This window comes from Streptomyces sp. NRRL WC-3618, assembly GCF_001280005.1.
Taxonomy (GTDB): domain Bacteria; phylum Actinomycetota; class Actinomycetes; order Streptomycetales; family Streptomycetaceae; genus Streptomyces.
Window position 1 is genome coordinate 101,006 of sequence record NZ_LGDW01000467.1, and the last position, 12,735, is coordinate 113,740.

13 protein-coding genes are annotated in these 12,735 nt (G+C 67.3%); 7 read left to right on the forward strand and 6 right to left on the reverse strand.

Annotation, left to right across the window (positions count from 1 at the left end; all coding sequences use genetic code 11):
- Window positions 1-58: 58 nt before the first annotated feature.
- A complete protein-coding gene (locus ADL01_RS34635) occupies window positions 59-1,567 on the forward strand; it encodes a glycosyltransferase family 87 protein (RefSeq protein WP_053746015.1) in 1,509 nt (502 codons plus the stop codon).
- Between the two features lie 78 nt (window positions 1,568-1,645).
- On the opposite strand, the gene ADL01_RS34640 is transcribed toward ADL01_RS34635, so the two are convergent.
- The 3 genes from ADL01_RS34640 to ADL01_RS34650 all read right to left on the reverse strand — a co-directional run bounded on the left by ADL01_RS34640 (window position 1,646) and on the right by ADL01_RS34650 (window position 4,331).
- Complete coding sequence (locus ADL01_RS34640; protein WP_053746016.1) at window positions 1,646-2,677, reverse strand: alanine racemase; 1,032 nt, start codon at window positions 2,675-2,677, stop codon at window positions 1,646-1,648.
- Between the two features lie 66 nt (window positions 2,678-2,743).
- Window positions 2,744-3,865, reverse strand: a complete 1,122-nt coding sequence (gene femX, locus ADL01_RS34645) for a peptidoglycan bridge formation glycyltransferase FemX (protein WP_053746017.1) — start codon at window positions 3,863-3,865, stop codon at window positions 2,744-2,746.
- Between the two features lie 151 nt (window positions 3,866-4,016).
- Window positions 4,017-4,331, reverse strand: coding sequence for a hypothetical protein (locus tag ADL01_RS34650; protein ID WP_053746018.1), 315 nt, complete (start codon window positions 4,329-4,331; stop codon window positions 4,017-4,019).
- 262 nt (window positions 4,332-4,593) lie between these two features.
- Between ADL01_RS34650 and rpsF the strand changes: the two genes are divergently transcribed.
- The 4 genes from rpsF (at window position 4,594) to rplI (ending at window position 6,324) form a co-directional block, all read left to right on the forward strand.
- Window positions 4,594-4,884 (forward strand): 30S ribosomal protein S6, encoded by a 291-nt coding sequence (gene rpsF, locus ADL01_RS34655; protein WP_053746019.1) that lies wholly within the window; start codon window positions 4,594-4,596, stop codon window positions 4,882-4,884.
- An 80-nt stretch (window positions 4,885-4,964) separates the two neighbouring features.
- Window positions 4,965-5,564 carry a single-stranded DNA-binding protein gene (locus ADL01_RS34660; RefSeq protein WP_053746020.1) on the forward strand — a complete coding sequence of 200 codons (600 nt, stop codon included), beginning with the start codon at window positions 4,965-4,967 and terminating at the stop codon, window positions 5,562-5,564.
- A 58-nt stretch (window positions 5,565-5,622) separates the two neighbouring features.
- Complete coding sequence (gene rpsR, locus ADL01_RS34665; protein ID WP_003949403.1) at window positions 5,623-5,859, forward strand: 30S ribosomal protein S18; 237 nt, start codon at window positions 5,623-5,625, stop codon at window positions 5,857-5,859.
- An 18-nt stretch (window positions 5,860-5,877) separates the two neighbouring features.
- Entirely contained in the window at window positions 5,878-6,324 is a 447-nt protein-coding gene (gene rplI / locus ADL01_RS34670) for a 50S ribosomal protein L9 (RefSeq protein ID WP_053746021.1), read from the forward strand.
- Window positions 6,325-6,489: 165 nt separating this feature from the next.
- Here rplI and ADL01_RS34675 read toward each other — a convergent pair whose 3' ends face one another.
- A complete protein-coding gene (locus tag ADL01_RS34675; protein ID WP_053746078.1) occupies window positions 6,490-7,827 on the reverse strand; it encodes an MATE family efflux transporter in 1,338 nt (445 codons plus the stop codon).
- Between the two features lie 459 nt (window positions 7,828-8,286).
- On the opposite strand from ADL01_RS34675, the gene dnaB reads away from it, so the two are divergent.
- The gene (gene dnaB / locus ADL01_RS34680) at window positions 8,287-9,762 is read left to right on the forward strand and encodes a replicative DNA helicase (RefSeq protein ID WP_078960927.1); all 1,476 of its coding nucleotides are present in this window, start codon (window positions 8,287-8,289) and stop codon (window positions 9,760-9,762) included.
- Window positions 9,763-9,827: 65 nt separating this feature from the next.
- Complete coding sequence (locus ADL01_RS34685; protein WP_053746023.1) at window positions 9,828-11,213, forward strand: serine hydrolase domain-containing protein; 1,386 nt, start codon at window positions 9,828-9,830, stop codon at window positions 11,211-11,213.
- Window positions 11,214-11,270: 57 nt separating this feature from the next.
- Here ADL01_RS34685 and ADL01_RS34690 read toward each other — a convergent pair whose 3' ends face one another.
- Together ADL01_RS34690 and ADL01_RS34695 are read right to left on the reverse strand one after the other, a co-directional pair.
- Complete coding sequence (locus ADL01_RS34690; protein WP_053746079.1) at window positions 11,271-11,723, reverse strand: GNAT family N-acetyltransferase; 453 nt, start codon at window positions 11,721-11,723, stop codon at window positions 11,271-11,273.
- A gap of 113 nt (window positions 11,724-11,836) precedes the next feature.
- Window positions 11,837-12,703: a GNAT family N-acetyltransferase gene (locus ADL01_RS34695; protein ID WP_053746024.1), complete on the reverse strand. Its 867-nt coding sequence runs from the start codon at window positions 12,701-12,703 to the stop codon at window positions 11,837-11,839.
- Between the last annotated feature and the right edge of the window lie 32 nt (window positions 12,704-12,735).

Sequence of the window (12,735 nt, forward strand, 5' to 3'; positions counted from 1 at the left end):
ACCGACCAGGTGCGGCGGCCCCCGTCGTATCCCCGGCGCGTACGGCAGGATGAGGCCCATGCCCAGTGCAGAGACGACGCAAGCGAGCGTGCGCGAGCCGGATCCGGTACGGCCGACCAGGGACGACGAGATCGCCGTGGCCGGCAGTGAGTTGATTGGCGGCCCCATCGGACGACGTGCCCTGCTGGGGACGTCCTGGTGGACTCCGGTACGAGTGGTCGCGCTCGTGGCGATCGGCATGTTCGCCCTCGGCCTGGTCCAGAAGGCGCCCTGCTACAACGGCGGCTGGTTCTTCGGGGCCAGCACGCAGTACACGCACGCCTGCTACTCCGACATTCCGCACCTTTATCAGGGGCGCGGATTCGCCGACGGACTCGTGCCGTACTTCGACAAGATCTCCGGCGACATGGAGTACCTCGAGTACCCGGTGCTGACCGGCGTGTTCATGGAGGTGGCTGCCTGGCTCACACCCGGCAGCGGCACCATCCAGCACCAGGAGCAGTGGTACTGGTTCGTCAACGCCGGGATGCTGATGGTGTGCGCGGCGATCATCGTCGTATGCGTGTCGCGTACCCACGCTCGGCGTCCCTGGGACGGCCTGCTGGTCGCTCTGGCGCCCGCTTTCGTCCTCACCGCCACCATCAACTGGGATCTGCTGGCAGTCGCTCTCACAGCTGCGGCGATGCTGATGTGGTCCCGGGGGCGGACTCTCGCCTTCGGTGTCCTGCTGGGGCTCGCCACGGCCGCCAAGCTCTATCCCTTCCTGTTGCTGGGCCCGCTGTTCGTGCTGTGCTGGCGCGCGGGCAAATGGCGGCCGTTCGGCATGGCACTGGGAGGCGCCGTCGTCGCCTGGGTCGCCGTGAACCTGCCGGTGATGGTCTTCGCCTTCGACGGCTGGTCGAAGTTCTACACCTTCAGCCAGGAACGGGGCGTCGACTTCGGCTCCTTCTGGCTGATCCTCGCCCAGCGCTCGGACAACCCGCTCACCACCGACACCGTCAACACCTTCGCGACGCTCCTGATGCTGGCCCTGGCCGCGGGCATCGCGGCACTCACGCTGACCGCCCCGCGCCGTCCGCGCTTCGCCCAGCTCGCCTTCCTGATCGTCGCGGCCTTCATCGTCACCAACAAGGTCTACTCACCCCAGTACGTCCTGTGGCTGGTTCCCCTCGCCGTTCTGGCCCGCCCGAAATGGCGGGACTTCCTGATCTGGCAGGCGTGCGAAGTCGCGTACTTCCTGGGGATCTGGATGTACCTCGCCTACACGACCAGTGGCGACGCCCACAAGGGCCTTCCCACCGAGGGATACCAATTCGCCATCGCCGCCCACCTGGTGGGCACGCTGTACCTGTGTGCCGTGGTCGTCCGGGACATCCTCATGCCGGAGCAGGACGTGGTGCGCCGGGCCGGTGACGACGACCCGTCCGGGGGTGTGCTCGACGGTGCGCCAGACGCATTCGTACTCGGCCCCGCGGCCCGTCCCCCGCAGCACGCCGCTCCCTTCGACGGACCGCCGGTGGAGTGGGGCAGCCGACGGGCACACGAGGATGACGGGCGTTCGCTCTGAGCGAACGCGGCGTGAGGAGTCATGCGAAAGGCCGTACACGGAGCCCGTGTACGGCCTTTCGCAACCTCAGCTACGTGATCAGCGATCGACGATCCGGTCGAACTGCGTGGTGGTGTGCCGCAGATGGGCCACCAACTCCTCGCCGACCTTCGGCTCCGGGGCGTCCGCGGGAACGAAGAGGATCGACACCTGCATGTGCGGCGGCTCGGCGAACCAGCGCTGCTTGCCGGCCCAGACGAACGGGGCGAGATTCCGGTTGACCGTGGCGAGGCCGGCGCGGGCGACGCCCTTGGCACGCGGCATGACGCCGTGGAGAGCCTTCGGGGCCTCCAGGCCCACCCCGTGCGACGTACCACCCGCCACGACCACCAGGTAGCCGTCCGAGGCCGCCTTCTGCTGCCGGTAGCCGAAGCGGTCGCCCTTGGCCACCCGTGTGACGTCCAATACCGCGCCGCGGTACTCCGTGGCCTCGTGGTCCCCCAGCCACAGCCGCGTGCCGATACGGGCGCGGAAGCGGGTCTGCGGGAACTGCTGCTGAAGCCGCGCGAGGTCCTCGGCCTTGAGATGGCTGACGAACATGGTGTGCAGGGGCAGCCGGGCCGCGCGCAGCCGGTCCATCCAGCCGATGACCTCCTCCACGGCGTCCGAACCATCGGTACGGTCCAGCGGCAGGTGGATCGCGAAGCCTTCGAGCCGCACGTCCTCTATGGCGGCGTGCAGCTGGGGCAGTTCCTGCTCGGTCACCCCGTGACGCTTCATGGAGGACATGACCTCGATGACGACACGGGCACCGACGAGCCCGTGCACCCCGTCCACCGACGACACCGAGCGGATGACGCGATCGGGCAGCGGGACGGGCTCCTCGCCCCGTCTGAAGGGCGTCAGAACCAGCAGGTCACCGCCGAACCAGTCCTTGGTCCGCGCGGCCTCGTACGTCGTCCCGACGGCCAGAATGTCCGAGCCCAGCCGAGTGGCCTCCTCCGCGAGCCGCTCGTGCCCGAAGCCGTAGCCGTTTCCCTTGCAGACCGGGACGATCCCGGGGAACTGCTCGGACACGTGCTTGTGGTGCGCACGCCAGCGCGCGGTGTCGACGTAGAGCGTGAGCGCCATGGCCGGGACCTGGAACCTTTCTCGTGGCTGTGCTGCCTCAGAGGGATGAGCGGAAAATCCGGTACGTCAGCGGCGGGACATGTAGATGTCGAGCGCCTTGTGGAGCAGCTTGTTGAGCGGGAAGTCCCACTCACCGAGGTACTCGGCAGCTTGCCCACCCGTGCCGACCTTGAACTGGATGAGGCCGAAGAGATGATCCGTCTCGTCCAGCGAGTCGGAGATACCGCGCAGGTCGTAGACCGTGGCGCCCAGCGCATAGGCGTCACGCAGCATCCGCCACTGCATGGCGTTCGAGGGGCGGACCTCACGTCCGATGTTGTCCGAGGCGCCGTAGGAGTACCAGACGTGCCCGCCGACGATCAGCATCGTCGCGGCCGAAAGGTTCACTCCGTTGTGGCGGGCGAAGTACAGCCGCATGCGGTTGGGGTCCTCGGTGTTGAGGGCCGTCCACATGCGCTGGAAGTACGACAGCGGGCGGGGCCGGAAGTGGTCGCGCACCGCCGTGATCTCGTACAGTCGCTGCCACTCCTCCAGGTCGTGGTAGCCGCCCTGGACGACCTCGACCCCGGCCTTCTCGGCCTTCTTGATGTTGCGGCGCCACAACTGGTTGAAGTTCTTGAGGACTTCTTCCAGCGAGCGGTTGGCGAGCGGCACCTGGTAGACGTAGCGAGGCTGTACGTCGCCGAAGCCGGCCCCGCCGTCCTCGCCCTGCTGCCAGCCCATACGACGCAGCTTGTCGGCGACCTCGAAGGCGCGCGGCTCGATGAAGTCCGCCTCGATGTCGCGCAGCCGCTTCACGTCCGGGTTCTGGATGCCGGATTTGATGGACGTGGCCTCCCAGCGCCGGATGATCACCGGCGGGCCCATCTTCACGGAGAAGGCACCCTGCTGCTTGAGGTGCGCCAGCATCGGCTGGATCCAGTCGTCGAGATTCGGCGCGAACCAGTTGATGACCGGACCCTCGGGCAGATACGCGAGATACCGCTTGATCTTGGGCAACTGGCGGTACAGCACGAGGCCCGCGCCGACCATGTCGCCCGTTCGCTCGTCGAACCACCCGAGGCTCTCGGATCGCCACTCCGCCTTGACGTCTGCCCAGGCCGGAACCTGCATGTGGCTCGCCGACGGCAGGCTCTGGATGTATGCCAGATGCTGCTCGCGGCTGATCGTCCTCAGGGTCAGGCTCATTCGGGGGGCTCCTCGGGCTGGTGTGTCCCCATGGGTACAGGGGCTCCGGCTCTCGCGCCGAAGCCTACTGCGCCCTGCGAGCGCCTCGTCTGGCCGTATGCCACCTGTGCCCCGGCCTCGCGCCGGCCGGGGCACCAGGGGGCTGTCCGCGTCAGCCGATCACGCCGCCGAAGAGGCCGCCGTGCGCCATGCCGAGGAAGAAGCCGACTGCTGAGGCTCCGAGGCCCAGGATCAGTCCGAAGCGTTCGCGGGTCGTCTCCGAGACGAACTGGCCGTACGCGCCGGTGAGGATCCCCACCAGGCCGGTCCAGGAGCTGAGCAGATGCAGACTGTGGAACATCGCCGTGACGAAGGCCGTCAGTCCGAGCACCAGTGTCACAGCGAGCAGGCGGTCCTGGAGCGGATGGGGTTTGCCGTCGGTGGCGAAGAGAGAACCGGCGGTATTGGGTCGCAATGCCTGTGCCATGTGGCACCTCCTGCGGAAGGCGGCGCATCGTAGCGCCATACACACCCGACGTGTACAGATTGACGCTCACCGGGGCCTGATTTCAACCCGAAGCCGCTGTGCGGGTAGTCTGTAGCGTCTGCACTGGTGTCTGCCCAGGCCATGGCTGGAATCCCCTCGGGGACCTCCGATTGTCAGTGCCCGCCGATACCGTGCGTACGCATAACAACCCTCCTGCCACGGAACGACCGTGGCCGCTGAGTCCAAAGGAGGTGGGTTCCACATGCGTCACTACGAAGTGATGGTCATCCTCGACCCCGATCTGGAGGAGCGCGCTGTCGCCCCCCTGATCGAGAACTTCCTCTCCGTCGTCCGTGAGGGCAACGGAAAGGTCGAGAAGGTCGACACCTGGGGCCGTCGTCGTCTCTCGTACGAGATCAAGAAGAAGCCCGAGGGCATCTACTCGGTCATCGACCTGCAGGCCGATCCTGCGGTCGTCAAGGAGCTCGACCGCCAGATGAACCTGAACGAGTCGATCCTCCGGACCAAGGTCCTCCGCCCCGAGACCCACTGAGCCTTCCGCTCAGCTGATCCCGGGATTTCGAGTAGCAGCAACAAAAGCAGCCAGCAGCAAACCCGCCGAGAGGTTCCCCCATGGCAGGCGAGACCGTCATCACGGTCGTCGGCAATCTTGTCGACGACCCCGAGCTGCGCTTCACCCCCTCCGGTGCGGCGGTCGCGAAGTTCCGTGTCGCGTCCACCCCCCGCACCTTCGACCGTCAGACGAACGAGTGGAAGGACGGCGAGAGCCTGTTCCTGACCTGCTCGGTCTGGCGTCAGGCGGCGGAGAACGTCGCGGAGTCGCTCCAGCGAGGCATGCGCGTCATCGTGCAGGGCCGACTGAAGCAGCGGTCCTACGAGGACCGTGAGGGCGTCAAGCGCACGGTCTACGAGCTGGACGTCGAAGAAGTCGGCGCCAGCTTGAAGAACGCCACGGCCAAGGTCACCAAGACCGCAGGCCGAGGTGGCCAGGGCGGTTACGGCGGCGGCAGTGGCGGCGGCGGCCAGCAGGGCGGCAGCTGGGGTGGAAACTCCGGCGGCGCTCCGCAGGGCGGCGGCGCTCCGGCCGACGACCCCTGGGCGACCGGCGCTCCCGCCGGTGGCAATCAGGGCGGCGGCGGTGGCGGTGGGGGCGGCTGGGGTGGAAACTCCGGCGGCTCCGGCGGCGGCTACTCGGACGAGCCCCCCTTCTAGGCCCTCGGGCCGAGGGGTGGGGCCTACCCACACTTCTTGATCACACAGGAGAAACACCATGGCGAAGCCGCCTGTGCGCAAGCCTAAGAAGAAGGTCTGCGCTTTCTGCAAGGACAAGGTCACGTACGTGGACTACAAGGACACGAACATGCTGCGGAAGTTCATTTCCGACCGCGGCAAGATCCGTGCCCGCCGCGTGACCGGCAACTGCACGCAGCACCAGCGTGACGTCGCCACGGCTGTCAAGAACAGCCGTGAGATGGCGCTGCTGCCCTACACCTCCACCGCGCGATAAGGGAAGGGTGACCGAAAAATGAAGATCATCCTCACCCACGAGGTCTCTGGCCTCGGTGCCGCGGGCGACGTCGTCGACGTCAAGGACGGCTACGCTCGCAACTACCTGATCCCGCGGAACTTTGCGATCCGTTGGACCAAGGGTGGCGAGAAGGACGTCGAGCAGATTCGTCGCGCTCGCAAGATCCACGAGATCCAGACCATCGAGCAGGCCAACGACATCAAGGCCCGCCTCGAAGGCGTCAAGGTCCGTCTGGCCGTCCGCTCCGGCGACGCCGGTCGTCTCTTCGGTTCCGTCACTCCGGCCGACATCGCCACGGCGATCAAGGCTTCTGGTGGCCCCGACGTCGACAAGCGCCGCATCGAGCTCGGTGCGCCGATCAAGACGCTCGGCGCCCACGAGACGTCGGTGCGTCTGCACCCCGAGGTTGCCGCCAAGGTCAACATCGAGGTCGTCGCCGCCTAAGCGCTGCGCTCGCTGAAGCAGTTTGAGGGCCGCATCCTCGGGGGTGCGGCCCTTCTGCGTGGGGCGGGGCGAGGTTTCACGTGAAACGGCAGAAATCTGGTCGATGTTTCACGTGAAACAGGAGGAGAGCTGAGGGAGTAGCGAACGCCCACGGACCCAGTGCATTCAGCGCACCGCGCCTGGGACCAGCCAGCGACCCGAACGGGCTCGCAGCCACAGAGTCAGCATGCGGACGATCATCATGAGTGCCATGGCTCCCCAGAGGGCGGTGAGGCCGCCGCCGAAGGCCGGCACCAGCAGGGCCACCGGTGCGAACGTGGCCAGGGTGATCAGCATCGCCCAAGCAAGGTAGGGGCCGTCGCCTGCGCCCATCAGTACGCCATCGAGGACGAAGACGATCCCGCAGATCGGTTGCGACAACGCGACCACGAAGAGGGCCGGCAACGCGGTGTCCTTGACCACGAGGTCACTGGTGAACAGGGGCAGGAAAAGCGGACGGCTGACGATCACCAGCAGGCCGAGCAAGAGTCCGGTGGCGATGCCCCACTCGACCATGCGGCGGCAGGCCTCTCGGGCACCCCGGATGTCGTTCGCGCCGAGATAGCGCCCGATGATGGCCTGCCCGGCGATGGCGATCGCGTCGAGGGCAAAGGCGAGCAGGCTCCACAAGGACAGGATGATCTGGTGTGCGGCGACATCCGCGTCTCCGAGCTGCGCGGCGACAGCCGTGGCGATCATCAGGATCGCGCGCAGGGAGAGCGTACGCACGAGAAGTGGCGCGCCCGCCTGGGCGGACGCGCGTACTCCCGCGATATCGGGGCGCAGCGAGGCGCCGTGCAGGCGCGCGCCGCGAACGACGACCGTGAGATAGGCCGCCGCCATGCCCCACTGGGCGATGACGGTGCCCCAGGCGGAACCCGCGATGCCGAGGTCAGCTCCGTAGACGAAGGCCACGTTCAGGACGGCGTTGGCGACGAAGCCCGCAATGGCGACGTACAGCGGGGTTCTGGTGTCCTGGAGGCCGCGCAGAACGCCGGTGGAGGCGAGGACGACGAGCATGGCCGGGATGCCGAGCGCCGAGATCCGCAGATAGGTGGCTGCGTACGGGGCCGCGGTGTCCGAGGCACCCAAGAGGCCCACGAGTCCGGGTGCCGAGGGCAGGATGGCGGCGATGACCACGGTGCCGAGCAGCAGGGCGAGCCAGATGCCGTCCACACCTTGGCGGATGGCGGCTTGGAGATCGCCTGCGCCGACGCGTCGGGCGACGGCGGCCGTGGTGGCGTACGCGAGGAATACGAAGACGCTGACGGCTGTGGTCAGCAGGACGGAGGCGATGCCGAGTCCGGCCAGTTGAGCTGTGCCCAGGTGGCCGATGATCGCGCTGTCGGCCATGACGAAGAGGGGCTCGGCGACGAGCGCCCCGAAGGCGGGAACGGCCAGCGCGACGATCTCTCGGTCGTGCCGGCGCCGGGCCGTCCTGAGTCCAGCGGGAGCCTGTGTCATGAGCACCAATCTAATCTTCCACAGGTAAGAGATGCAATGCGCATGTGACCATTACTTCCCGCCTTGACGTGCATGCTTCCGCGTGCCGCTCGTGGAGATCTTGGCCGGATGGGGAAAGTTTTTCTTCTGCACAGCCGGTGGACGGGATAAGTACTGGTCAGAGGTGGTGCACGGGAAGTCGCGAAAGCTTGTTCACAGGGCTGTCCACCGGGTCGTGCACAGGTTTTGCCGAGTTCTCCACAGCATCCGGGCCGTCGTCCACATGGCCTGTGGATAACCAGATTGGCTGACGGTGCCGACAGGCCTACGGTGGTTCGACGCCCACTCTGTTCTGCGGCCTCGGAAACGTCACAAAACGGACGCTCCAGAACCGGAGTTGGGCCTCTTATTTGTCAGTGCCGTGCCGTAGAAAAGAGGGGCACGGCGAGGTCCGCTCGGCGGACGGGAGGAGGTGGCTCGGTGAGTATTTCCGAGCCCTTGGACGATCCATGGGCCGACAGCGGTCCCAGTGATCGTCTGCCCCCCTCCCGAAAGCGTCGCGAAGGGGGCCGGGGTCGCGACGAACAGCACGACCGCGGTCGAGAGAACGGCGAGTGGGACAGCGACGGCACGTCTTTCGAGCGAGTGCCGCCGCAGGACCTCGACGCCGAGCAGTCCGTCCTCGGCGGCATGCTGCTGTCCAAGGACGCGATCGCCGACGTCGTCGAGGTACTCAAGGGCCATGACTTCTACCGGCCCGCGCACGAGATCATCTACGGGGCGATCCTCGATCTCTACGCGAAGGGCGAGCCGGCCGACCCCATCACGGTGGCGGCCGAACTCACCAGACGGGGCGAGATCACCAAGGTCGGCGGCGGACCCTATCTGCACGCGCTGGTACAGACGGTGCCGACGGCGGCGAACGCCGAGTACTACGCGGAGATCGTGCACGAGCGCGCGGTCCTGCGGCGTCTGGTCGAGGCCGGCACCCGCATCACCCAGATGGGATACGCGGCCGACGGCGATGTGGACGAGATCGTCAACAGCGCCCAGGCCGAGATCTACGCGGTCACCGAGCAGCGCACCACGGAGGACTATCTGCCGCTCGGCGACATCATGGAGGGTGCGCTAGACGAGATCGAGGCGATCGGGTCCCGTTCGGGGGAGATGACCGGTGTGCCGACCGGGTTCACCGACCTCGACCAGCTCACCAACGGTCTGCACCCCGGTCAGATGATCATCATCGCCGCGCGCCCTGCCATGGGTAAGTCGACACTGGCACTTGACTTCGCTCGTGCCTGCTCCATCAAGCACAACATGCCCAGCGTGATCTTCTCCCTCGAAATGGGCCGCAACGAGATCGCCATGCGTCTGCTGTCCGCCGAGGCCCGCGTGGCCCTTCACCACATGCGCTCCGGCACGATGACCGACGAGGACTGGACCCGGCTCGCCCGCCGCATGCCGGATGTCTCGGCAGCTCCGCTGTACATCGACGACTCTCCGAACCTGTCGATGATGGAGATCCGCGCCAAGTGCCGCCGCCTCAAGCAGCGCGCGGACCTCAAGCTCGTGGTCATCGACTACCTCCAGCTGATGCAGTCCGGAGGCAAGCGCTCCGAGAGCCGCCAGCAGGAAGTCTCCGACATGTCGCGAAACTTGAAGCTCCTGGCCAAGGAGCTGGAGCTGCCGGTGATCGCGCTGTCGCAGCTGAACCGTGGTCCCGAGCAGCGCACGGACAAGAAACCCATGGTCTCCGACCTGCGAGAGTCCGGCTCGATCGAGCAGGACGCGGACATGGTGATTCTGCTGCACCGCGAGGACGCCTACGAGAAGGAGTCACCGCGCGCGGGCGAGGCGGACATCATCGTCGGCAAGCACCGAAACGGCCCGACGGCGACGATCACGGTCGCCTTCCAGGGCCACTACTCGCGGTTCGTGGACATGGCCCAGACGTGAGGCGGCGCCCATGCCGGAGCCGAAACACGCTCGACTCAACGCGGCCCGACCGATGAACTTGTCTCATGACAACACCTCAGGACGAGCTTCTTCCCGGCACGCGGCGAGCGTTGCTGCATCGAATCGCTGTCGCGCAGCGTGAAGGGCGGGCGCCGTCGTTGGTTGCGGCGGTGGTGCGTGGCGGTGAAACGGTGTGGATGGGGGCGCGAACCTCGGTGGACGGGCATGCGCCCGATGCGAACGTTCAGTACCGGATCGGGTCGATCACCAAGACCTTCACCGCCGTACTCGTGATGCGGCTGCGCGACGAAGGGCTTCTCGATCTCGTCGATCCGCTGGAGAAATACCTGCCGGGTACCGGTGCGGGGGAGGCCACCATCGCCGAACTGCTCGCGCACACCGGTGGGTTGGCGGCAGAGTCGCCCGCGCCGTGGTGGGAGCGGACCCCTGGATCACTGCGGCCCGAGCTGGCCGACGTACTCGGAGAGCGGCCGTTGCTGCATCCCGTGGGCCGGCGCCACCACTATTCGAACCCTGGCTACAGCATCCTCGGTGCGCTGGTCGAGGAGCTGCGCGGTGCTCCGTGGGAGGAAGTACTGCGGCGTGAGGTGCTCGAACCCCTGGGGCTGGAACGGACCAGCGGACAGCCGCAGGCACCACAGGCGGGCGGCTGGGCGGTGCATCCGTGGGCCGACGTGCTGTTGCCGGAGCCGGCCGAGGACCTCGGACGAATGGCGGCGGCCGGTCAACTCTGGTCCACCGCAGGAGACTTGGCGCGCTTCGCCACTTTCCTCACCGAGGGGGACGACCGGGTGCTGAGCGCTGCGTCCGTGGCGGAGATGCGTATGCCGGCTGCTCCGGCCGAACCGGATGACGTGGCTGCCGGCTCGGCGTACGGCCTCGGTATGCAGGTCCAGTACCGGGACGGCCGTCTGCTCGTGGGACACGGGGGGTCGCTGCCCGGCTTCCTGGCGAGCCTCACCATCAGTGTGGCGGATGACCTCGCGGCAGTGGTCCTGGCCAATTGCACCTCTGGCCCGCTGGTGTCCGAAGTCGCCGGCGACCTTGTGGAGATCGTCGCGGAGGCCGAACCCCGGATTCCCGAGCCGTGGCGCCCGTTGCCTGAAGTCGACCGGTCCGTACTGGAGTTGGCGGGCCCGTGGTACTGGGGGACCGCCTCCTACGCCCTGCGGTTGTCGGTCGACGGGGGCGTCTCACTGGGGCCCCTGGCCGGTAGTGGCCGCCGCTCGCGCTTCAGGGCGAACGGTGACGGCACCTGGACGGGCCTCGACGGTTACTTCGCCGGAGAGCTTCTGCGGGCCGTACGGCGGCCGAACGGAGCCGTGGACCACCTGGACCTCGGGTCGTTTGTTTTCGTGCGTCAGCCGTACGACGAGGGGGCGTCTGTACCGGGTGGGGTGGATCCGGAAGGGTGGCGCGGGATCAGGTAGTCGCTGGCCGTGGCGAAGCGTCATGTTTCACGTGAAACATGACGCTTCCAGGAGTGCTCAGAGCTGGAGTTTGAAGCCCACGTGTGAAGGCGTGAATCCGAGCCGCTCATAGAAACGGTGGGCGTCCGTACGGGTGATGTCCGAAGTCAGCTGGATCAACTGGCAGTTCTCCCGGCGTGACATGGCGATGGCCCACTCGATGAGTCGAGTGCCCAGGCCGCTGCCGCGTTCGGTGGCGTGGACCCGTACGCCCTCGATGATCGACCGGGTCGCCCCTTTGCGGGACAGTCCGGGAATCGTCGTGAGCTGGAGCGTGCCTACCACGCGACCCTCACGGACCGCGACGACCAGGTGCTGGTTCGGGTCGGCGGCCAGACGGTCCAGCGCGGTCAGGTACGGGGTCAAGTCGTCCGGTGATTCGCGCCGCGCGCCCAGCGGGTCGTCGGCGAGCATGCCGACTATCGCGGGAACGTCTTCCGCCGTCGCGGCGCGTATCTCAAGATCTCCCATGATCACAGCCTATGCGGGCAGGTTCACCGACTCCACGACGAGATCGGCCGCATGGCCCCGCTCCGCTGCCGTCATCGCCGTCGCGCCGAGACCGGCCCTCGAATGCAGCCCTTTCAGCCCGCGGCCACGGTCAGAGGCGCGAACCGTCGTGTCCAGTCACCTGGCAGTTCGGTCATCCCGTACGTCATCACCGCGTTGAAGCCCACCGGCGCCAGCCCGTGTTCCTTCACCCAGGCCAGCAGTTCCTCGTGCCGTACATCGATGTCCGTGCGCAACGGACGGTCGCTGTGGGCGGCGAGAGACGCGAGGAGCGCCTTCGCTGTCTCCGTGTCACGAGCGATCAGCGGACCGACGACGTGGGTGTCCATGTTGGGCCAGGCTGCCGCGTAGCCGATGAGCCGGCCGTTCTCCTCGGCAACGCGCAACAGGTCGGCGAAGGCGGGCAGCCGGGTGATCACGTGTGTGCGGTCGGTGCCGAACACCTTCTCGTCGAGCTGGAGGATCCCGGCGAGATCTTCGGCCGTGGCCGCGCGCGTTCCGACCTTCGGCGCCAAGCCGTGCGGCGTGAAGTGTCCGCGCACCATCTCAGCTCCGCCGGTGACCTTGAAGCCGAGTTCTTCGTAGAGCGGGCGGCCGTTCGGAGTCGCGTGCAGTGTCAGGGGCGTGGTGCCCATCGCGGCGACGACGTGCTGCATCAGCCGCCGTCCGACGCCCTGCCGGGCATGCCGCTCGGCGACCAGCACCATGCCGATGGCCCCCAAATCGGGGTTTCCGTACGGTCCGTACTCGGTGACGACGCATGCGGTGATCAGCCCGCCGCCGGGGTCGTCGATGCCATAGCCCTTCCCGGCCGTGAGCAGGAGACCCCACTTGTGCTCCTCACGAGGCCAACGTCGGTCTTCGGACAGGTCGGCGCAGGCGGCGAGGTCGCGATGCGTCAGACGGCGGATGGGTAGATCAGCAGGGGAAGGAGTCGGCACGCAGGTCAGGCTGTCCGACCCACACCCCCGCC

Bases quoted from the DNA above. Each gene is read 5' to 3' on its own strand.
- ADL01_RS34635 (WP_053746015.1), top strand. From the start codon at position 59: ATGCCCAGTGCAGAGACGACGCAAGCGAGCGTGCGCGAGCCGGATCCG.
- ADL01_RS34640 (WP_053746016.1), bottom strand. From the start codon at position 2,677: ATGGCGCTCACGCTCTACGTCGACACCGCGCGCTGGCGTGCGCACCAC.
- femX (WP_053746017.1), bottom strand. From the start codon at position 3,865: ATGAGCCTGACCCTGAGGACGATCAGCCGCGAGCAGCATCTGGCATAC.
- ADL01_RS34650 (WP_053746018.1), bottom strand. From the start codon at position 4,331: ATGGCACAGGCATTGCGACCCAATACCGCCGGTTCTCTCTTCGCCACC.
- rpsF (WP_053746019.1), top strand. From the start codon at position 4,594: ATGCGTCACTACGAAGTGATGGTCATCCTCGACCCCGATCTGGAGGAG.
- ADL01_RS34660 (WP_053746020.1), top strand. From the start codon at position 4,965: ATGGCAGGCGAGACCGTCATCACGGTCGTCGGCAATCTTGTCGACGAC.
- rpsR (WP_003949403.1), top strand. From the start codon at position 5,623: ATGGCGAAGCCGCCTGTGCGCAAGCCTAAGAAGAAGGTCTGCGCTTTC.
- rplI (WP_053746021.1), top strand. From the start codon at position 5,878: ATGAAGATCATCCTCACCCACGAGGTCTCTGGCCTCGGTGCCGCGGGC.
- ADL01_RS34675 (WP_053746078.1), bottom strand. From the start codon at position 7,827: ATGACACAGGCTCCCGCTGGACTCAGGACGGCCCGGCGCCGGCACGAC.
- ADL01_RS34685 (WP_053746023.1), top strand. From the start codon at position 9,828: ATGACAACACCTCAGGACGAGCTTCTTCCCGGCACGCGGCGAGCGTTG.
- ADL01_RS34690 (WP_053746079.1), bottom strand. From the start codon at position 11,723: ATGGGAGATCTTGAGATACGCGCCGCGACGGCGGAAGACGTTCCCGCG.